Annotated in this window: 17 protein-coding genes and 1 riboswitch; all 17 genes read right to left on the bottom strand. The window is 50.8% G+C overall.

What is annotated here, in order from left to right; genetic code table 11:
- Positions 1 to 117 precede the first annotated feature (117 nt).
- The 17 genes from purD to ACTRXG_RS16105 all read right to left on the bottom strand — a co-directional run bounded on the left by purD (position 118) and on the right by ACTRXG_RS16105 (position 19,699).
- Positions 118 to 1,365 carry a phosphoribosylamine--glycine ligase gene (gene purD / locus ACTRXG_RS16185; RefSeq protein ID WP_474285954.1) on the bottom strand — a complete coding sequence of 416 codons (1,248 nt, stop codon included), beginning with the start codon at positions 1,363 to 1,365 and terminating at the stop codon, positions 118 to 120.
- Positions 1,366 to 1,457: 92 nt separating this feature from the next.
- Positions 1,458 to 2,990: a bifunctional phosphoribosylaminoimidazolecarboxamide formyltransferase/IMP cyclohydrolase gene (purH, locus tag ACTRXG_RS16180; RefSeq protein ID WP_474262460.1), complete on the bottom strand. Its 1,533-nt coding sequence runs from the start codon at positions 2,988 to 2,990 to the stop codon at positions 1,458 to 1,460.
- Positions 2,987 to 3,598 carry a phosphoribosylglycinamide formyltransferase gene (gene purN, locus ACTRXG_RS16175; protein WP_474262582.1) on the bottom strand — a complete coding sequence of 204 codons (612 nt, stop codon included), beginning with the start codon at positions 3,596 to 3,598 and terminating at the stop codon, positions 2,987 to 2,989. Before purN ends, purH begins: the two co-directional genes overlap by 4 nt.
- Positions 3,595 to 4,632, bottom strand: coding sequence for a phosphoribosylformylglycinamidine cyclo-ligase (gene purM, locus ACTRXG_RS16170; protein ID WP_474285952.1), 1,038 nt, complete (start codon positions 4,630 to 4,632; stop codon positions 3,595 to 3,597). The genes purN and purM overlap by 4 nt, the downstream gene beginning before the upstream one ends.
- A gap of 17 nt (positions 4,633 to 4,649) precedes the next feature.
- Complete coding sequence (gene purF, locus ACTRXG_RS16165) at positions 4,650 to 6,071, bottom strand: amidophosphoribosyltransferase (protein WP_474278795.1); 1,422 nt, start codon at positions 6,069 to 6,071, stop codon at positions 4,650 to 4,652.
- The gene (gene purL / locus ACTRXG_RS16160; protein ID WP_474285951.1) at positions 6,047 to 8,275 is read right to left on the bottom strand and encodes a phosphoribosylformylglycinamidine synthase subunit PurL; all 2,229 of its coding nucleotides are present in this window, start codon (positions 8,273 to 8,275) and stop codon (positions 6,047 to 6,049) included. The genes purF and purL overlap by 25 nt, the downstream gene beginning before the upstream one ends.
- On the bottom strand, positions 8,259 to 8,942 hold the full coding sequence (gene purQ, locus ACTRXG_RS16155; protein WP_474285949.1) for a phosphoribosylformylglycinamidine synthase subunit PurQ: 684 nt from the start codon (positions 8,940 to 8,942) through the stop codon (positions 8,259 to 8,261). Before purQ ends, purL begins: the two co-directional genes overlap by 17 nt.
- Positions 8,942 to 9,190 (bottom strand): phosphoribosylformylglycinamidine synthase subunit PurS, encoded by a 249-nt coding sequence (purS, locus tag ACTRXG_RS16150; protein WP_474262465.1) that lies wholly within the window; start codon positions 9,188 to 9,190, stop codon positions 8,942 to 8,944. The genes purQ and purS overlap by 1 nt, the downstream gene beginning before the upstream one ends.
- The gene (purC, locus tag ACTRXG_RS16145; RefSeq protein ID WP_474262466.1) at positions 9,183 to 9,902 is read right to left on the bottom strand and encodes a phosphoribosylaminoimidazolesuccinocarboxamide synthase; all 720 of its coding nucleotides are present in this window, start codon (positions 9,900 to 9,902) and stop codon (positions 9,183 to 9,185) included. The genes purS and purC overlap by 8 nt, the downstream gene beginning before the upstream one ends.
- 29 nt (positions 9,903 to 9,931) lie before the next feature.
- On the bottom strand, positions 9,932 to 11,227 hold the full coding sequence (purB, locus tag ACTRXG_RS16140) for an adenylosuccinate lyase (protein WP_474285947.1): 1,296 nt from the start codon (positions 11,225 to 11,227) through the stop codon (positions 9,932 to 9,934).
- A 31-nt stretch (positions 11,228 to 11,258) separates the two neighbouring features.
- On the bottom strand, positions 11,259 to 12,398 hold the full coding sequence (gene purK, locus ACTRXG_RS16135) for a 5-(carboxyamino)imidazole ribonucleotide synthase (RefSeq protein ID WP_474285946.1): 1,140 nt from the start codon (positions 12,396 to 12,398) through the stop codon (positions 11,259 to 11,261).
- The gene (gene purE, locus ACTRXG_RS16130) at positions 12,386 to 12,880 is read right to left on the bottom strand and encodes a 5-(carboxyamino)imidazole ribonucleotide mutase (RefSeq protein ID WP_474262469.1); all 495 of its coding nucleotides are present in this window, start codon (positions 12,878 to 12,880) and stop codon (positions 12,386 to 12,388) included. The genes purK and purE overlap by 13 nt, the downstream gene beginning before the upstream one ends.
- Before the next feature lie 176 nt (positions 12,881 to 13,056).
- Positions 13,057 to 13,158, bottom strand: a riboswitch (purine riboswitch).
- Positions 13,159 to 13,249: 91 nt separating this feature from the next.
- Complete coding sequence (locus ACTRXG_RS16125; RefSeq protein ID WP_474285945.1) at positions 13,250 to 13,450, bottom strand: NETI motif-containing protein; 201 nt, start codon at positions 13,448 to 13,450, stop codon at positions 13,250 to 13,252.
- A 106-nt stretch (positions 13,451 to 13,556) separates the two neighbouring features.
- Complete coding sequence (locus ACTRXG_RS16120; protein WP_474285943.1) at positions 13,557 to 14,864, bottom strand: allantoate amidohydrolase; 1,308 nt, start codon at positions 14,862 to 14,864, stop codon at positions 13,557 to 13,559.
- 49 nt (positions 14,865 to 14,913) lie between these two features.
- Positions 14,914 to 17,730, bottom strand: coding sequence for an ATP-binding protein (locus tag ACTRXG_RS16115; RefSeq protein ID WP_474285942.1), 2,817 nt, complete (start codon positions 17,728 to 17,730; stop codon positions 14,914 to 14,916).
- Positions 17,723 to 18,091 (bottom strand): response regulator, encoded by a 369-nt coding sequence (locus tag ACTRXG_RS16110; RefSeq protein ID WP_474262473.1) that lies wholly within the window; start codon positions 18,089 to 18,091, stop codon positions 17,723 to 17,725. Before ACTRXG_RS16110 ends, ACTRXG_RS16115 begins: the two co-directional genes overlap by 8 nt.
- Positions 18,092 to 18,109: 18 nt before the next feature.
- Positions 18,110 to 19,699, bottom strand: coding sequence for a diguanylate cyclase domain-containing protein (locus tag ACTRXG_RS16105; RefSeq protein WP_474285941.1), 1,590 nt, complete (start codon positions 19,697 to 19,699; stop codon positions 18,110 to 18,112).
- Positions 19,700 to 19,957 lie beyond the last annotated feature (258 nt).

Genomic DNA, 19,957 nt, shown 5'->3' with positions numbered 1-19,957 from the left:
CACCAGCCAAAAAAGAACGTGGATCGAACGATCCACGAACAAACATGACGCTTTTATTTTGTTTCTCAACAATCTGAAAACTGTTTCTGCTGACGGCAGAAACAGTTTTGCTTTTCATTATTGCAGAGCCCGGAAACCAATATCGGTGCGGTAAAATAAATTACCCGTATCAAGTTCCTTCATTTTTTCATATACCTGCGCCTTCGCTTCCCCGAGGGTCGCAGCTTTCTCTGAAAGCAGCAGCACCCGGCCGCCGCTGTTTACATAAACGCCGTTCTTTTTTTCCACTCCAGCGAAAAAAAGAAGAGGGCTTTCCGGCACATGATGGATGGGACAGTTCTTTTCATAGGTGCCCGGATAGCCTTTAGAAGCAGCCACTACTCCGAGTACCGCTTCTTCCGACCAGACTGGCTCCGGCCTGCCTCCGTCGAGGAGGATTACCAAAAGCTCCGCCAGATCCGATTCGAGTCGCGGAAGCACGACCTGCGCCTCCGGGTCACCAAACCTCGCATTAAACTCAATCACTTTCGGTCCCGCAGACGTCATCATTAATCCGGCATACAGGACACCGGTGAACGGCGCGCCTTCCTCCATCAGGCCGGAGGCTGCCGGCTGGAGTACTTTTTCCACCGCTTCATCGATGTCTTTTTGAGTAAATTGAGGAACGGGGCTGTAAGCACCCATTCCTCCGGTATTGGGCCCTTCGTCGTTATCATATGCACGTTTATGATCCTGCGCAGCTACCATTGGCACGACTGTTTCACCGTGTACAAAAGCCATTAAAGACAGTTCTTCGCCCTCTAAAAATTCTTCAATGACTACTTCGGCTCCCGCTTCGCCGAACTTGTGGTCTTTCAGTACTTCTTCGAGCGCCTGCAGCGCTTCGGCTTCGGTCATCGCCACGGTGACCCCTTTCCCGGCAGCCAGACCGTCTGCTTTAATAACAATCGGCGCTCCCTGGCGGCGTACATAAGCCTCTGCTTCTTCATATTTTGAAAATGAAGCATAGGCGCCGGTCGGAATATGATAGCGTTCCATGACTTCTTTCGCGTAGGATTTACTTCCTTCAATCATAGCTGCTTTCTCACCCGGACCAAACACACGCAGCCCTTCCTGCTCAAAACGGTCGGCAAGCCCGGCCAAAAGCGGGGCTTCCGGCCCGATCACGGTCAGCTCCACCTTCTTTTCCTTTGCGAAGGCAACCAGGCTTTCCTGATCACTTTCCGCTATGTTCACGCATTCCGCATAATTCTCCATACCGTCATTACCCGGTGCTGCATACACGCGGGTCACACTCGCACTTTTTGCAAAGGCATAAGCGAGGGCATGCTCCCGGCCGCCTGCTCCTACTACTAAGACATTCATCGCCATCCTCCTGTTCGAAAACCGTTATATTCATGCTTCACTGGTTTCAAATAAAAGCCCGGGAAGCCATTTCCCGGACCTTTCTGCCGATTTTAATGCTTAAAATGGCGCATACCGGTAAACACCATAGTGATTCCCAACTCGTTGGCCCGGTCGATGGACTCCTGGTCCCGGATCGAGCCGCCCGGCTGAATAATCGCTGAAATCCCCGCTTCCCCGGCTGTTTCCACCGTATCCTGCATCGGGAAAAAGGCGTCGGAGCCAAGTGCGCTGTGCACTGCTTCTTCCCCAGCCTGGTCAATGGCAATCCCCGCCGAGCCGACCCGGTTCATCTGACCGGCCCCAATGCCTATCGTCTGAACATTTTTCGTCAATACGATCGCGTTGGATTTAACATGCTTTACTACCTTCCAGGCGAGCTTCAGGTCTTCCCATTCGGCCTCTGTCGGTTCCCGCTCCGTTACCACCCGCACGTCTGCGTCCAGAAATCCACCGGTATCCTCATCCTGCACAAGCAGACCGCCGTGAATGGATGTCAGCTGCGAACGCGGCTCTGCAAATCCCTCGAGCGTTACCGTCAGCAGACGGATATTTTTCTTCTGCGTCAGCAGATCAAGAGCTTCCTGAGAAAAACTCGGGGCGATGACAATTTCAAGGAATATTTCCTTGAGCTTCTCTGCGATGGCCTCAGTCACTTCACCGTTAAACGCAACAATGCCGCCGAATATCGAGACTGGATCTGCGGCATACGTTTTGTCGTAAGCTTCTTCGAGTGTTTCCCCAATCGCGACCCCACACGGATTCATATGCTTCACGGCTACCGAAGCCGGGTGCGTAAACTCACGGATCATGCTGAGCGCTGCTTCAGCATCATTAATATTGTTGTAGGAGAGCTCTTTGCCGTGCAGCTGGAAAGCATTTGCAATCGAGCTGAGCGGCCCGATCGGCTCCCGGTAAAAGGCTGCCTCCTGGTGAGGATTTTCGCCGTAGCGCAGATCCTGCTTTTTCTCATACGTCACGGTATACATTTCGGGATGCTTTTCTCCGGCTTCCCGGGTTAAATAATCCGCAATTAACGCGTCATAGGAGGCAGTGTGCCGGAAAACCTTAGCCGCAAGTTTTTTGTTCGTCTCAGCTGACACCGCTCCGCTGTCGTTTAATTCTGTAAGCACAAGCTCATAATCATCCGGATCCACGACGACCGTAACGTCTTCGAAGTTTTTCGCCGCGGCCCTGAGCATCGTCGGGCCGCCGATGTCGATGTTTTCAATGGCGTCCTCAAACGACTTGTCCGGGTTTTCGATCGTTTTTTTGAACGGGTACAGATTTACTACCACCAGGTCAATCGGTTCGATGCTGTGCTCCTTCAGCTGGGCTGTATGAGCATCATCGCTGCGGCGGGCAAGCAGTCCGCTATGTATGTTCGGATGCAGCGTCTTCACCCGGCCGTCAAGTATTTCCGGAAAGCCGGTAACGTCTGAAATACCCGTGATCTGCACACCACTTTCCTCAAGTACGCGGCTCGTTCCTCCTGTGGAGATAATTTCAATTCCCTGCTTTTCGAGGCTTTTGGCCAGGGGAACAATGCCCTCTTTATCTGACACACTAATTAATGCTCGTTTCATGAATGGTTGGCTCCCTCCGTATTGGTTTGCACTGTTTTAAGGGGACGGGCAATCCACTGCTGGACAATTTCCGGATAGAGCCGGTGTTCGACAGCCTGGATACCGGCTGTGAGTGTCCCTAGCGAATCCGTCTCTTTTACATGCAGCGGCTCCTGCGCAATGATGCTTCCAGTATCCATGCCTTCATCGACATAATGAACCGTGACCCCGGTCACTTTTACTCCGGCATCCCACGCCTGCCTGATGGCATCTTTTCCAGGAAAAGCCGGAAGCAGTGACGGATGAACATTAATCATACGCCCGCCGTATTCCGTAAGCAGCGTATCGCCGATTAACCGCATGTAGCCTGCAAGCACGATCCGCTCCGCCCCTTTAGCATATAATTCCTTTACGATTTCAGTTTCAAACGCCGCCTTGTTTTCGTATTCCTTCGGCGAAAAAGCGAACACCGGAATGTCTTCTTCTTCGGCAAAGGCAACGACCGGGGCGTGAGGCTTGTCACAGACAATCAGCACAAATTCCGCTTCGAGCCTCTGCTCCCGGGCTGCACGAACCAATGAACGGGCATTTGAGCCGGTGCCAGAGGCAAATAAAGCGAGCTTCATCAGCACGTCGCCCCCTTCACCTGCACACCGCCGCCATCAGTCACTTCCCCGATGGCCCACGCCTCTTCCCCGGCCTGCTTCAGCGCCTCGAGCATGCTTTCTTTTTCCGCAGCTGGTACAACCGTCATTAAACCGATGCCCATATTAAAGGTGCCAAACATATCCTCCGGAGACAAATGACCCTCGTTTTGAATGAAGGGAAAAATCTCCGGCTGTCGCCAGCTGTTAACGTCAAACATCGCGCCGCAGCCGTCTGAAAGCATTCTCGGAACATTTTCAAAAAAACCGCCGCCGGTAATATGAGCCATACCTCTGGCTGTTCCTGCCTGCTTAATTACCTTCGCAGCATTCACGTAAATCTTCGTTGGCTCGAGAAGCTCTTCCCCGAGCGGACGCTGAAACGGCGGTACCGTGTCGTTCATCGTAAACAATCCCTCTTCAAACAAAACCTTTCGCACAAGGGAAAACCCGTTACTGTGCACGCCTGAGGAAGCCACCCCGATAATTGCGTCTCCGGGTTCCGCTTTTGATTCAGCCAGAATATCCGCTTTCTCCGCCGCACCTACGGCAAACCCGGCCAGATCATATTCTTCTTCGCTGTACATTCCCGGCATCTCGGCGGTTTCTCCGCCGATAATGGCACAGCCTGCCTGCGCACAGCCATCTGCTACACCTTTCACGATCTGCTCAATTTTTTCCGGGTCTGCTTTTCCCAGGGCCAGATAGTCCAGGAAATAGAGGGGCTCGGCCCCCTGGACGGCGATATCATTTACACACATCGCCACTACATCCTGGCCGATCGTGTCGTGCTTATCCATTTGAAAAGCAAGCATTAATTTCGTACCGACACCGTCTGTGCCCGATATGAGCACGGGCTCTTTGTAAGGAAGTCCGGAAATATCAAACATACCGCCAAAACCGCCGAGAGCCCCCATCACTTCCGGGCGGCCGGTACGGGCAATGTGTTTTTTCATCCGCTCTACCGCCTGGTATCCTGCTTCAACGTCTACACCGGCCCGCTTGTAAGCTTCAGACATCCGTAGGCCCTCCTTTGTTAACCATTCATAATTTTATCGTGCGGGTGGAGCGTATCGTCATAAATTTCTGTAGGGTATTTGCCGGTAAAGCAAGCGAGACACTGACCGCAGTTCGGCTCGCTCTTATCCCGGCCGATGCCGTTCTGCAGGCCTTCAATGCTGATAAATGAGAGGGAATCCGCCTCCATTAGATCGCGCATTTCATCGACGGTGTAATTCGAAGCAATCAATTCCGCTTTCGTTGACGTATCTATTCCGTAAAAGCACGGGTGCGTAATCGGCGGTGACGTAATGCGTACGTGCACTTCGGTGGCTCCTGCATCTTTCAGCATGCGGACGATCCGTTTGCTTGTCGTTCCGCGGACAATTGAATCATCCACCATGACAACCCTTTTGCCTTCCACGACCCCGCGGACGGCCGAAAGCTTCATTTTCACACCCTGCTCCCGCAGCGCCTGCGAAGGCTGGATGAACGTCCGGCCGACATACCGATTTTTGATCAGCCCAAGTTCATACGGCGTGCCGGTAGCTTCGGCATATCCGATAGCGGCGGAAATCGAAGAGTCCGGCACTCCGGTCACTACGTCCGCTTCCACCGGTGCTTCTTTAGCCATTTCTTTACCAAGATTTTTTCTGGCCGTATGCACATTAATATTGTCCACATTGGAATCCGGACGGGCAAAATAGACATATTCCAGGCTGCAGATCGCCCGGGACGTAGAGGCTGAAAACAGCTCTGACCGCATGCCCGAGTCGTCAATGCTGACAATCTCTCCCGGCTGCATGTCCCGGACGTACTCAGCGCCGATCACGTCGAACGCACACGTTTCCGAAGCGACCACGTACGTGTCTCCAATTTTTCCGATCGTAAGCGGACGGAGGCCGTTCGGATCCATGGCACAAAGCAGCTTGTCCTCCGTCATGACTGCAAAAGCATATGCTCCTTCAATATAGGAGAGAGCGTCCTTCAGCTGATCCTCAAAGCGGGTTTCATCGCTTCTCTTGATCAAATGGGCAAGCACCTCGGTGTCTGAGGTGGATTGAAAAATGCTTCCTTTTCTCTCGAGTTCCTCTTTCACGTGGTTGGCATTCACAAGGTTTCCGTTATGCGCAATCGCAAGTCCCGTCGTCTGTGACTGAAAAAGCAGCGGCTGGCAGTTCACAAGACCGCCGCCGCCTGCCGTAGCGTAGCGTACGTGTCCGACAGCTGAGCTTCCCTGCAGCTGTTCAAGGTCTCCTTCTTTAAAGGCTTCCGTAATAAGACCGAGTCCTTTGTGGCTCGACAGTTTATCGCCGTCGCTGACGACGATGCCTGCCCCCTCCTGGCCGCGGTGCTGCAGACTATGCAGCCCGTAATAGGTCAGCTGTGCCGCCTCCTCGTGATTCCAGACAGCAAACACACCACATTCTTCGTTTAAGCCTTTGATTTCACCAAGCATGGAATAGCTCCTTTCCAGGCGTTCTCCAACTCCTTGGCAGAAGCTTGAAGAATCGTCTCTCCCGATTCTTTGAATAAGTGCAATGTCGCTTCTTCTGTCACTCTGCCGGCGTATCCTGCGTCTGGTACTGTCTGTTCAAAGGCTTTCCGGTTTTCCGGTGTTACCGAAATCACATAGCGTGACTGCGTTTCAGCAAACAATTCATTGACAACATCCCCGGCAATTACTGCTTCCGCTCCGAGTCCGGTGCCAAATGTGCTTTCCGCAAGGGCAACGCCGAGACCGCCTTCGGATACGTCATGCGCCGACTGAACCAGTCCTTCCTGAATCGCCTTTAACACATCGCGCTGTCGCCTGTACTCGGTGTCCAGATCAAGCTCCGGAGCCCGGCCGTCAATAGACCCGGTCTGCATTTCCTGAATCTCGCTGCCGCCAAAGTCTTCCCCTGCTTCACCGATAATATATACAGCATCTCCCGATTGCTTAAACTCCTGGGTGGTAATATGGGCAAGCTCTTTAATCAGCCCTACCATGCCAACGACCGGCGTCGGATAGATCGCGCCGTTCTGCGTTTCGTTGTAGAGGGATACATTGCCACCGATAACCGGTGTTTCAAGGGTTTTGCATGCTTCAGTCATTCCATCAATCGACTTCTCAAACTGCCAGTAGATTTCCGGTTTTTCCGGATTGCCGTAGTTCAGGCAGTCAGTCAGACCGAGCGGAAGCCCGCCTGAGCAGATGATGTTGCGGGATGCTTCTGCAATAACGATTTTCCCGCCCTGCTCCGGATCAAGTCCGAGGTAGCGTGCATTGCAGTCAGTCGTCATCGCAAGCGCTTTGTCTTTACCACGCACGCGGAGTACCGCTGCGTCAGATCCCGGCAATACGGCTGTGTTGGTGCGGACCATGTAATCATACTGGTCGTAAACCCATTCCTTGCTGGCGACCGTCGGCTGCTTTAACAGGTCCGTGAGCGTTTCCTTCGCATCATTCACGTCCGGTCTCCACGCTTCCTGCTGCTGGCGTTTGCGGAATGCTTCGGGTTCCCGCGACTCAGGATAATACACCGGCGCGTCTTCAGCCAGCGCATCCACGGGGACGTCCGCCACCTTCTCCCCGCCGTGCCAGAGCACAAGGCGCTGATCATCAATCACACTTCCGATTTCCGCTGAATGAAGTCCCCAGCGGCTGCAGATATCATGAATTTCTTTCTCTTCTCCCTGCTTGACGACCAGAAGCATCCGCTCCTGGGACTCGGAGAGCATCATTTCATATGGGCTCATGTCGAGCTCCCGCTGCGGTACCGTATCAAGGTTCATTTCGATCCCTGACCCCGCCTTGCTGGCCATTTCTGCTGAAGAAGAAGTCAGCCCTGCCGCTCCCATGTCCTGAATCCCGACAAGCGATTCACACTTCACGAGTTCGAGGCATGCCTCAAGCAGCAGCTTTTCCATAAATGGATCTCCCACCTGCACGGAAGGACGCTTGCTTTCCGATTCGTCGCTGATTTCTTCCGAAGCAAAAGTAGCTCCGTGGATACCGTCTTTCCCGGTGCTTGCACCGACATAAATAACTGTATTTCCGGCGCCGCTTGCAATACCTTTCTGAATATCCTTATGATCAATGAGCCCGACGCACATTGCGTTGACGAGCGGGTTGCCCTCATAGCTCGGGTCAAACTGCACTTCGCCTCCGACTGTCGGCACGCCGATGCAGTTTCCGTATCCGGCAATCCCGGCGACAACCTCTTCAAATAAATATTTCACCCGTGGCTTGACGAGTTCTCCAAAACGAAGCGAATTCATAATGGCGACCGGGCGCGCCCCCATTGAAAATACGTCCCGGAGAATACCGCCTACTCCGGTGGCTGCACCCTGGTAAGGCTCAATCGCTGACGGATGGTTGTGGCTTTCCATTTTAAATACAACTGCCTGCTCGTCGCCGATGTCGATGATGCCGGCGCCTTCCCCGGGTCCCTGCAGCACGCGCTCTCCCTCTGTCGGAAATTTTTTCAGCTGGGCTTTGGAATGCTTATAGCTGCAGTGCTCCGACCACATGACTGAAAACAGGCCAATTTCTGTATAGTTTGGCAGGCGCCCGAGAATTTTTTTAATCATTTCGAATTCTTCGTCTTTAACGCCCATTTCCTGATAGATTTTTTCCTGTTCAATCTGCTCTGCGGAAGGCTCAAGTAGTAAGGACATGGGATTTCCTCCATTGCTTCAATATTGACTGAAAGATTTTCAATCCGTCGTCACTGCCGAGAATCTGATCGGTTGCTCGTTCCGGGTGCGGCATCATGCCCATCACGTTGCCCTGTTTGTTTACAATGCCGGCAATTGCCTCTTTGGAACCGTTAAAATTATCTTCATAGGTGAATACAATCTGGTTGTTAGCCTGCAGATCCTTTAGGGTCTCGTCGTCGCAATAGTAGTTTCCTTCGCCGTGGGCCACCGGGATCGTAATTCGCTCGCCCCTTGCGTATTCGGAGGTAAAGCCGGTTTTATGATTCGCCACTGCGAGGCGGGCCGGGCGGCAGATAAACTTCAGCGACCGGTTCCTCTGCATAGCTCCCGGAAGCAGTCCTGCTTCAAGCAGCACTTGAAATCCGTTGCATACGCCGAGAACCGGCTTGCCTTTTTCCGCCTGCTCCACGACGCTCGCCATAACCGGAGCAAAACGGGCGATAGCCCCGGAACGAAGGTAGTCTCCGTAGGAAAATCCACCGGGCAGAAGAATACCGTCATAATCCGCGACGCTTTCTTCGGTGTACCAGACTTTATCCACCGGCTCCCCGAGACCTTCCTGGATTGCATAATACATATCGTCATCACAGTTGGACCCTGGAAACACGATCACCGCGAACCTCATCAGGACACGCCCTTTCCGATCGTATACGTGTAATCTTCAATCACCGGATTGGACAGGAGCTTTTCACACATTTCTTCGATCCGGGCTTCAAGGTTGCTTCCTTCCTCTACTTCGAGCTCAATATACTTGCCGGTCTGAACAGATGCGACTTCATGGTACCCCATTGTCTGCAGGGCATTTTCAATCGTACTTCCCTGCGGGTCAAGTACTCCCTCTTTTAATGTCACATACACTTGAACGTTAACCATGTGCAGCTCCTCCTAATCGCTGTAATATTTCGGTATAGCCTTCCTGCAGAGAACCAATCCCGTAACGGAACAAATCTTTATCAAACTTCTGGCGGGTTTCTTTATCCCACAGACGGCACGTATCCGGAGAGATTTCATCGGACAAAAGCAGCTTTCCGTCCTCTGTCGTGCCAAACTCAATTTTAAAATCAACAAGCAGCAGGCCGTGGTCGGAGAAATGCTTCCAGAGCGTTTTATTCACATGTTCGGCCATCTGCTTCATGTCCTTAACCTGCGACGGAGAAGCGGCCTGCAGCAGCCGGATATGATCATCGTTAATCAACGGGTCCCCAAGCTCGTCATCCTTGTAGTAGAATTCCACTACCGGCTGGTCGGTTTCAGTACCTTCTCCGATACCAGTGCGGCGGTGGAGACTGCCGGCGACAATATTACGTACTACAACCTCAAGAGGGATAATCGTCGTCTTCCTGACCGCCTGTTCGGTTTCAGAGAGCCGGTCCACGAAGTGGTTATTTATGCCTTCTTCATGAAGCTTTTGAAACAGCAGGGAAGAAATTTCATTATTCAGCTTGCCCTTCCCAACCAGCACTTCTTTTTTCTCCCCGTTAAACGCGGTGGCATCGTCTTTGTATTCTACCCAGAGCGTATTTTCCACGTCTGTTTCATACAGTTTTTTGGCTTTTCCTTCATACAATAGAGCGCGTTTTTCCATCGCAGGCTCCTCCTTTGGACTATCCCTTATTATTCGATGCTGGCACGGGCGAAGATCGTATCGACTTCCTTCATGTGATGACGGTGGTCAAAGCAGTCCTCGATTTCTTCACTGCTTAAAACATTCGTGATGGCCGGTTCATTTTCTACAAGCTCCCGGAATGGGATGCCTTTTTCCCAAGCCTCCATCGCTTTTGGCTGAACCGTGTCATACGCTTCCTCGCGCACCATGCCTTTGTTGATCAGTGTGAGCAGCACGCGCTGCGAGAAGACAAGGCCGAGCGTTTTATCCATGTTTGCTTTCATGTTGTCTTCAAATACTGTCAGGTTTTTCACGATATTGCCGAAGCGGTTCAGCATATAATTAAGCGCCGTGGTAGCGTCCGGAATAATAATTCGTTCGGCCGAGGAGTGGGAAATATCTCGTTCATGCCAGAGCGGCACATTCTCATAAGCGGTAAGCATATGGCCGCGGATGACCCTGGCCAGGCCGGTCATGTTTTCCGAACCGATCGGATTTCGTTTATGCGGCATCGCTGACGAACCCTTCTGCCCTTTGGCGAAGAACTCTTCTACTTCCCGGGTTTCACTTTTTTGCAGGCTGCGGATTTCGACAGCCATTTTTTCAATCGACGTGGCAGTTAAAGCGAGAGTGCTCATGTAATCTGCGTGACGGTCCCGCTGCAGCGTCTGCGTCGATACCGGCGCTGCCTGCAGGCCGAGCTTCCGGCAGACTGACTCTTCAATAGCCGGCGGGATGTTGGCAAACGTTCCAACCGCTCCCGAAAGCTTCCCAACGCGGATGCCTTCGGCCGCTGCGTCAAAACGTTCGAGATTGCGCTTCATTTCCTGATACCAGAGCGCAAGCTTGATGCCGAAGGTAGTGGGTTCTGCGTGCACACCGTGGGTGCGTCCCATCATAATCGTATGCTTATGCTCTTTTGCTTTGTTTTTTAAAATTTCGAGAAACTGCTCCAAATCTGAGCGCAAAATATCGTTGGCCTGCTTAATCAGGTAGGAAAGAGCGGTGTCCACAACGTCGGTGGAGGTCAGGCCGTAATGAACCCATTTGCGCTCATCGCCGAGCGTCTCCGACACCGCCCGGGTGAATGCCACAACGTCATGACGTGTTTCCTCTTCAATCTCCTGGATCCGTTCGATGTTAAAGGAAGCATTGTCTCTTATTTTTTTCACGTCTTCCTTTGGAATGTCCCCAAGCTCCGACCAGGCTTCGCAGGCGCAGATTTCGACCTCGAGCCAGGCGTTAAAGCGGTTCTCTTCGGTCCAGATGGCACCCATTTCCGGGCGTGTGTAACGATCGATCATAATCAGGTTCCTCCACTCTTCTCTTTAATAATTAACTCTCTATGTACTGCTTCCAAACGTCCGTGGACCTATCAAGCGCGTCCTGAAGATCCTCGCGGAGCACCGTCCAGTGCCCCATTTTCCGGCCGGGCTTGGCTTCATCCTTGCCGTACAGATGCACATGGTCCTTGCTCCACTCTTCCATATGCGCAGTTACCGCTTCGACGTGTTCACCGAGAATGTTGGTCATAACCACCGGCTGCTTCAGTCCAGCGGGTCCAAGTGGAAGACCGCAGACAGCGCGGATGTGCTGTTCAAACTGGGAGGTTTCACATGCCTCAATCGTATAGTGACCGGAGTTGTGCGGCCTCGGCGCCACTTCGTTTACATACACTGTTTCATCATCTGTAACAAACATTTCCACTGCCAGGGTGCCGACAAGATCCACATGTTCGGCAAGCCGGTGGGCAATACCGATAGCTTCTTCATTCACAAAACGCGATATTCTTGCCGGTACAATGGTCTGGTGCAGAACATTATTAACATGGATATTTTCTCCGACCGGAAACACGCTGGTCTCCCCGTGCACGCTCCGGGTGACAATGCAGGAAATTTCTTTTTGGAACGGAATCCACGCTTCAAGTACGAGCTCTTTGCCTTCGCTTCCCCCAAGGGCTTCAAACGCTGCTTCTGCATCTTCTGCTGCTTTTAACACTACCTGTCCCTTGCCGTCGTAACCGCCACGGCATGTTTTCAGCACGCTCGGCACACCAATCTCTTTTACCGCTGCCGATAGCTCTTCGCGGGAGGTCACCTGATGGTACGGAGCTACTTTAATATTCGCTGCTTCAATGGTCTGTTTTTCACGAAGGCGGTGCTGCGCCGTATGAAGCAGCTGGCTGCCCTGCGGAAGATAAAGAGTATTTTCCAGATGCCTGGCTGTCTCTGCGTCAATATTTTCAAATTCATAGGTTAATACATCACACGCTTCTGCCATTTTGTCCGCCCCGGCACGGTCGTCATAAGATGCTTCAATTTCAACATCTGCCACCTGTCCGGCGGGCGAGTCTGTTTTTGGTTCAAGAACGGCCACACGGTAGCCCATTGGCTTGGCCGCAAACGCCATCATCCGTCCGAGCTGTCCTCCTCCAAGTATTCCGATTGTCTGTCCGGGTTTCATTACTTTCCCCATAATTCATCTCCTGACTGCATGACCTGCTCACGCATTTGCTCTCTACGCTGCTGCAGCTTATCTGCCAGCTTTTCATCAAAGGCTGAAATCATCTGAGCGGCCAGAAGTCCGGCATTTGTCGCTCCAGACGTTCCGATGGCCACAGTTGCTACCGGCACACCGCCGGGCATCTGAGCGATGGATAAAAGCGAATCCCATCCGCTTAAAGCCTTGGACTGAACCGGGACCCCGATGACCGGCAGCGTCGTTTTCGCCGCTATCATACCCGGGAGATGAGCTGCTCCCCCGGCACCGGCAATAATCACTTTTATTCCTCGTTCTCTTGCCTCTGCCGCGTACTCAAACATATAATCCGGCGTCCGGTGGGCGGATACAATGTTCTTTTCAAACGGTACTCCGAGCTCATCGAGCACCTCGCATGCCTTCTGCATTGTGTCCCAGTCGGAAGTACTGCCCATTACTACTCCTACCTGCGGTTCCACTTGCTCCACCCCTTTGCTTTTTCCTCACGTGCTTTTTGACATAAAGAAGCCCCGGTGCCAGATCCATCCCTAAAAAAGGATAGTCTTCCGCACTCCGGGGAAGGTCTCGTGAACGTATATGCTCTACTATAGAAGAAAAATTCAAGCCGAAGCTTCCACTATTTCAGATAAAGGCTTCGTTTGATCATTCTCCTCATAGTCCAGCAATTTACGGTTGCCGGGTAGAGACGCTCGAGCCTTATTCCCGAAAGTATATGAGGATTGTCATCGTTCTGCTTTTCTTGCTTACGTGTTACAGCTTAACAAGTTGTTATATTATCTGTCAATCAAAATTCGAACGATTAGAATAAACTTGGATTAAACGTTCGTTTATTTCTTTTTTGCTTCAAAACTGATTTCCTGCCTCACCGGCACATACTGTGTTTCTCCGTTAATGGTCTGCTCTTCAAATACAGGCTTTTCCATTCTGCGCACCGGCATAAAACCTTCTGCAGCAATCCGGGTGAGACACTCTTCCACTGTTTCTTCTTCCTGTACGTAAAACGTCTGTTTATTTTTCTGTTTAGCCATTCGTGTCGCTGCTCCTTATTTCTTTACTTCTATGCTTCCAGTATAACAGGTTCTTTCTAAAAAAAACGAACGAAGCAGAATTTCATTCCCCGCTTCATTCGCTTATTTATCGTCCCTTTTCTGTGCCTATCGTTCGTATGGTCTCTTTTAGGACTGCAACACCGTTTACGCAGTCCTTTAATTCAGTAAACTCTTCCGGTGTGTGGCTTTTGCCTTCAAAGCTCGGCACAAACAGCAGGCCAAATGGCACGTAGGCTCCAAACATCATAGCGTCATGGCTAGCACCCGATACGAGGGATTCTGTAGCTAAGCCGATGCTCCGGGAGGCCTCCTCAATCGAACGCCGGATCCATTCCGGTACCGGCACAGGTTTTACTCTGAAGGCCACTTCATGAGAAACAGTAAGCCCGCGGCGACCGGCTATTTTTTCTGCTTCGCTTCGCGCCAGGCTGATCATTTGATCCCGGACTTCTTCGTCGAGGTCACGGATATCCGCTGTCAGCCGGGCCTCTCCGGCAATTACGTTTGAACCGTTCGGCTCAAGCGAAAGCCTCCCTACGGTAGCTACTGCGGTGTCACTGTGCATAGCCGGAAGCTGTTCCAGATACAGAATAAATTCTGCTGCTGCAGCAGCTGCGTCTTTCCTGATGTTCATCGGAGTGTTACCGGCGTGATCCGTTTCTCCCCAAAAATGAACGTCAAGCCAGGAAGGGCCGGCGATTCCTTCTACCACCCCGATACCCGCCTCCTGCTGTTCGAGCTGTTTTCCCTGCTCCACATGCAGCTCTAAATATGCCCGCAGCCGTTCACGCGGATAAATATTTTTCTCGGGCTTGTTCGGCGAATAATCCATCAGCTTCATCGCCTCCGCCGCCGTCACTCCCTCATCATCACGCATTTGAAAAAAATCATCCTTTGAGATATCGCCAACGGCCGCCCGGCTTCCGAGCATCCCGCTCCCAAAACGTGCCCCTTCCTCATCGACGAAAACAGCAATTTCTATTGAACAGTCCAATTCGGCTCCTTCGGCCTTCAATGCTTCTACGGCCATCAGGCTCGATACACAGCCGAGAGCCCCGTCAAAAGCACCGCCGTTTTTTACAGTGTCGAGATGAGATCCGGTAAGGATAATCGGGGCCCCGGCCCGACCTGACTCCCATAGCCCGTAAATGTTTCCTACACCGTCCTCCCGTACACTCAGGCCCGCTTCCTCCATCCAGGAACGAAAAAGATTTTTTGCCTGCTGCTCCTCTTCTGTATAGACATAACGTGTAATGCCGCCCTCTTCCGTGCGGCCCACAGCCGCCAGTTCCTCCAGGCGGCTGGCCAAAATCTCGGGGTCAATCGACGGAAAACCCCTGCTTTCCTCAATGGTCTGGAGGAGGCGCTCCCTGCTGAATCCCTTGTTACCCAAAGCATCATCACTCCTTCTCTTCTTTCAGACTAACACACCGGCACAGACGTTACACTTCATTAAAGGAAGGAACATACACTTCCCCCTGGCTATCTGCCTGCTCAATGATACGGCGCACCTGTTGGGATAAGCTGTTTGGAGGATACGGCTTAGTCAGGTAATGCCGGACGTCCATACGGGCCATTCGCTCCTTATCCTCGTGCAAAGCCGAGGAAATAATAATTGGCACGTCTTCGGTATGACGGAAGGATTTCAGCTGTTCAATAAAATCCCATCCATCCATTTCTTCTCCAAGCATCAGATCCACCACAAAAACCTCCGGCCGCAGTCCCCGTTTTAATGCATTAAGCGCTTTGTAAGGATTGAAGTAGTGCACTACTTCGTATTTGGCGTGGCGAAGTTCTTCTGAGAGAAGCATTCCCAGGCTCCGGTCGTCCTCGAGTATAAGCACCGAGTGAAGATCACTTTCTTCCGGCAGTTCTTCAATATCGAAATCGACTCCTGAGATTGGGAAAAATAAGCAGAAGCTGCTGCCTTCCCCTTCTATCGAATCAACCTCTATTCTGCCTTTGTGGTCTTCAACAATTTGCTTCGTTACGGCAAGCCCGAGACCGGTGCCGCGGATTTTCCTCCGCTCTTCATCATTAATACGGTGAAACTTTCCGAAAAGACGGGGAAGCTCTTTTTCCGGAATCCCAAGACCTTCGTCTGTTATTTTTACTCTCACCATATCCTGCTCATTGGCAAGCTCAATTTTTACCTCGCCGCCGTCTGGGGAGAATTTTACTGCATTGCCAATAATATTGGTGACGCCCTGCACGATTTTACTTTTATCTGCATAGATTCGTCCATACTGAAGCCGGTCCTTTACAACAAACGTGTGGTCCGGCTGGTTCGGTTCAAAGGTATCCACGACCTCAAGCATTAGGCTGCTGATATCAACTTCTTCCATGCCGTATTCCTGACGGCCGGACTCCATCCGCTGCAGATCGAGAAAATCATTAATTAACGAAGTTAGCCTTTCCCCTTCCCGGTGAATGGTTTCTATATATTTTTTTTGACGGGCCGGCTTTAAATCTTTGACGAGAAGAAGCTCCGCAAAGCCTAAAATACTCGACAGCGGCGTCCTGAGTTCATGACTTACAGTGCTGACAAGATCTGATTTCATCTGATCAAGCTCAAATTCCTTAGTCCGGTTGCGGTGAACAAAGATAGTTCCCTTTTCTTCGGATTCCATCTGCACATTTCGTCCATATAGCTCGTAAACGTTCACGCCGCTCTCTGACGTAATTTTATATTCGATACTGTAGTCTGGAGAGTCTACGCCACCGATAAAAGCTTTAAAATAGTTTTCCACTTTTCCCCGGCAGTCTTCATCAATTTGCTTGATCCACCCTGACGTCCATTCCGAAAACGGGAGGGTTTGTTTCTCATTTTGAACCCCCGTATTAATCATACTCCACGTCCAATGATTCGCATGCTCAAGCTCTCCATTTTCGTTGATATACTGGATCCCTTCATCAACACTGTCGATAATACGCTGATACAAAAATCGCTCCTCCTCCGTTTCCTCAAACAGAAGAATACGGCTGAAGGAAATGGAAGCCTGACGGAGAATGCCGCGCATCGTCTCGCGCTCCTGCTCCGAAAAGCTTTGTCCGGTCCTGGTGAATACCGCTGCGCCAATCATTTCTTTTTTACTGCTGAACACCGGCAGATACATTTCGTACACTGTCGTTTCTACGCCGCTCAATCCTTCTTCCCCGGCTCTTGTTTTCCGTTCGGTGACATGAACATTTTTCGTGTCTGCGATTAAAGCAAGCGGGCTCCCTTCAGAATGATCTTCGAAATGCTGTTTTTCTTCTTCACTTACCCCGTACCAGGCAGCCTGCCAGAAAGGCTCCATCGCTGCCACCATTCCCTTTTCGAAATGAAACAGATCGTACATTTTGGCAAGCAGCTGTTCCATTAATGCCTGCTTTCCCATCGAGCCGCTGAACGTTTCATTTAACTCGTTTAATGTCCGCAGGTATTCCTGCTGCTCCTGCAGCTCATTCTGCTGGGTAACAAGCTCTTCGTTCCGGTCCATAATCGCGTTTTGATTCTGCTGAATACTTGCTGCCATGACATTAAAGGAACGGCTCAGCTCTCCTATTTCATCGCTGCGGTGGGTGTCTGAGACCAATATTTCTTCGCCGCCTCCCACCCTTGCCGCAGCGTCCTTCATTTCGACCAGAGGACCGGTAATTTTCCGCAGAAGCAGCCAAACAACAGCACCAAGCGCTATCAGTATTGCAATCAGATACAGCAGATAAGCAAAATGCGAATTCTCGTTTACCTCGAAGTATTGATCGTTCACACTCATCCTCTCTGCCTCTGCCTGATCGTGTCCACTCGATAAGCTGTTGACGAGGGCCCCGACCTGGGAACTGACCTGCGCGCGGTTTTCAATAGTCGTACGCCCGGATTCTACCGCTTCAGTCAGCTGTGGAAGCCATTCGTTTTCATAGTCATCGAGAAACTGTTCCGTCTGAGCGACCAAATCAGTTTCTGCTTTGTTCAGGCTCCTGTATTCCTCAAGCTGCGTCCTCGCGGCGCTTAAGTTTCTTTCTAAATCTTCTCTTTCACTTTCATCCCCAAAAGCGAGGTAGCCACGACCGGCAATAATAATCTGCTGGGTATAAAACTCCAGATCCGCCAGAACATTCTGCGTATCCCGCCACTGCCTGGACTCGTTCTCAAGCTCCTGCTGATTGGAACTCATGTAGGCATGCTGCCATATACCCCCGGCGGCAGCAAGCGTTAGTACTAATAGAAAAATAATACTAAACCTACGGTGGAGACGTTTCTTTATGTAGTTAAGCATCTAATAAATCCTCCACAATTGTGATAAGCAGAGCCGGGCTGAACGGCTTGGATACAAACTCCATCACGCCTGCTTTTCTCGCTTCTTCTTCGTCTTTGTCCTGAGACTTTGCAGTAATCATTAATGTTTTCATGTTTTCAAGCCTGCCGTCTTTCCGGAGCATAGAAACAACTTCCACTCCGTTATACTCAGGCATCATGTTATCGATAATTAAAAGGTCATAGGAAGCAGTACTTGCTTTTTCATAGGCTTCCTTTCCATCCTTTGCTTCGTCAATTGTGTATTCTTCTTCGTCCTCCAACGTATCCACCACAAGCATTCGAAGTACTTCCGCATCATCAGCTACCAGTATTTTGTACATTTCTTTCCGCCTTTCTGTTTACAGCACCCGCTGAATTAATCGCTTCGCACGTGCGACCAGCTCTTCCTTTCGAAAAGGCTTCATCAAATAATCGTCCGCTCCAAGCTCAAGCGCATGAACAATATCCCCCTCGTTCCGGTTGCCTGTGAGCATTAATACGATCATGTTGCTCGACGGATACTTTCCCCGAAGTTTTTCAAGCACTTCAAACCCGTCCATGCCGGGCATAGTAACGTCCAGCACGACAAAGTACCGCTGTCCGCGTTCATAGTTTTCTTTTTCAAAAAATGATTCTCCAGAAGGGAAATACTTTGTCCTTATCCGGTACCTCGCTATGTTTAACTGATGAAACTGGTCAGCGACAAAGGAAGCCATCGCTTCATCATCGTCAATAATAAATACATTTATGTAAGGAAGATCGATAGTTGTTTCACCAGAATAGGAAACCACGGCGTTCCGGCCCGAATCCTTTGCTTCAAGCATGGCTGCATCTGCTTCATTGATCAGCTCCTGCAGAGAAGCGTGATTAGTAGTGGCGGTAGACGTTCCCGCCGTAAACCCGAGCCGGTACGGCAGGCGTCGCTCTGAGACGAAGTCGGCAAAGGACTGCTGCAGGCGCTTCATGATTTTTTCTGTTTCCTCCGAAAATGTCTGCTGGAAAATGAACAAAAATTCGTCCCCGCCCAGGCGGATCAGGTGATCGCTCGGACGTTTCCGGGAGAGCATGTGGCTGACAAACCATTTGAGCACCTGATCCCCTTCATCGTGTCCGTAGCTGTCATTAATCTGCTTGAAGTGATCAATATCCGTCAGTGCTACAGAAAAAGGCTTACCGCTCCGTTTAAACTCCGCCCACAGTCGCCCTTCCTCCATTTCGAGCATTTTACGGTTATAGGCTCTCGTCAACTCGTCCACCGTCAGCGCTTCTTTCATCGGAGCCTGCCACTCCAGGTGGCGGTGAATGACCTGCACCATTTCAACCGTGGAATATGGCGGTTTGATCACAAAGGAAGCCCCGTCTTCATAAAGTTTATCTGCTCTCTCTCTATCTATTCCGCCACTGCAGAATACAACGACAGGGAGCAGAGCATCTCTCGCTGCATCTTTAATACGTTCAATAATCGTTTTCTCTCCCCGTACGGCCAAATCTTCCGAGAGAAGAACCATTTCCGGATGGAATTCCTCTATTTTTTCCATAAGCTTTCTTCGATCAGAAGCAAGCAGCACGTGATGGCCAAGCATCTCAAGCTGCTCCTTCACTTCATACAAAACGTAAAGCTCTGTATGCCCGAGAAGCACAAAAGAAGATTCTTCTTCGGAATTGTCATAGGAAATGGAAAGTTTCTCTGGCTCGCCTTCCTCCCCAAGCACGTTCATGATTTTTTCGGCATACATCTTCCGGGCTTCTGCGGGAGCTTCTGTATCGAGCGCCCGCATCGCTTCCTCCGCCATTTCAGCTGCCCGTCCCAGCCCGATGGTGGCTCCGGTGCCTTTGATCGTGTGAAGCCATCTGTACATTTCGTCAAAATCTTTGTACCGCTTATGTTCTAAGTATTCATACTGCTTTTTAATATTTGCAATAAAGGTTTTCTGATACTGTTTTACCATAATAATATCCCTTCTAACCGTTATTATCTATTTTCCATTATATACTATTTTACCGTGTCAAAAGTAGCTTAACATAAGAAAAAATGCCATATTTTTAAAAAGTAGAAAATATTTCATCTTTCTATACAGACGCGGAAAAGATACGCATATGCAAATCAACATAAAAAACCGCCCCGGCAAATGAACTGACCCAGCGAAATGAGACAAGAAAAAACACCTATGCGGCCACCGTCCGGAATTCCACCGGGCTGTGGTCGT

The sequence above is a fragment of the Marinococcus sp. LNSP9103-4 genome, assembly GCF_056034345.1.
Note: the sequence above shows the minus strand (reverse complement) of the source record. Positions and strands in the feature narration are given on the sequence as shown.

What these genes read in the sequence shown, in the direction of transcription:
- ACTRXG_RS16110 (WP_474262473.1), bottom strand. Translation starts at nt 18,091, where the DNA reads ATGTACAAAATACTGGTAGCTGATGATGCGGAAGTACTTCGAATGCTT.
- purQ (WP_474285949.1), bottom strand. Translation starts at nt 8,942, where the DNA reads ATGAGGTTCGCGGTGATCGTGTTTCCAGGGTCCAACTGTGATGACGAT.
- purS (WP_474262465.1), bottom strand. Translation starts at nt 9,190, where the DNA reads ATGGTTAACGTTCAAGTGTATGTGACATTAAAAGAGGGAGTACTTGAC.
- purD (WP_474285954.1), bottom strand. Translation starts at nt 1,365, where the DNA reads ATGAATGTCTTAGTAGTAGGAGCAGGCGGCCGGGAGCATGCCCTCGCT.
- ACTRXG_RS16115 (WP_474285942.1), bottom strand. Translation starts at nt 17,730, where the DNA reads ATGCTTAACTACATAAAGAAACGTCTCCACCGTAGGTTTAGTATTATT.
- purH (WP_474262460.1), bottom strand. Translation starts at nt 2,990, where the DNA reads ATGAAACGAGCATTAATTAGTGTGTCAGATAAAGAGGGCATTGTTCCC.
- purM (WP_474285952.1), bottom strand. Translation starts at nt 4,632, where the DNA reads ATGTCTGAAGCTTACAAGCGGGCCGGTGTAGACGTTGAAGCAGGATAC.
- purF (WP_474278795.1), bottom strand. Translation starts at nt 6,071, where the DNA reads ATGCTTGGTGAAATCAAAGGCTTAAACGAAGAATGTGGTGTGTTTGCT.
- purL (WP_474285951.1), bottom strand. Translation starts at nt 8,275, where the DNA reads ATGTCCTTACTACTTGAGCCTTCCGCAGAGCAGATTGAACAGGAAAAA.
- purC (WP_474262466.1), bottom strand. Translation starts at nt 9,902, where the DNA reads ATGGAAAAACGCGCTCTATTGTATGAAGGAAAAGCCAAAAAACTGTAT.
- ACTRXG_RS16105 (WP_474285941.1), bottom strand. Translation starts at nt 19,699, where the DNA reads ATGGTAAAACAGTATCAGAAAACCTTTATTGCAAATATTAAAAAGCAG.
- ACTRXG_RS16125 (WP_474285945.1), bottom strand. Translation starts at nt 13,450, where the DNA reads ATGGCTAAACAGAAAAATAAACAGACGTTTTACGTACAGGAAGAAGAA.
- purK (WP_474285946.1), bottom strand. Translation starts at nt 12,398, where the DNA reads ATGGGGAAAGTAATGAAACCCGGACAGACAATCGGAATACTTGGAGGA.
- purB (WP_474285947.1), bottom strand. Translation starts at nt 11,227, where the DNA reads ATGATCGATCGTTACACACGCCCGGAAATGGGTGCCATCTGGACCGAA.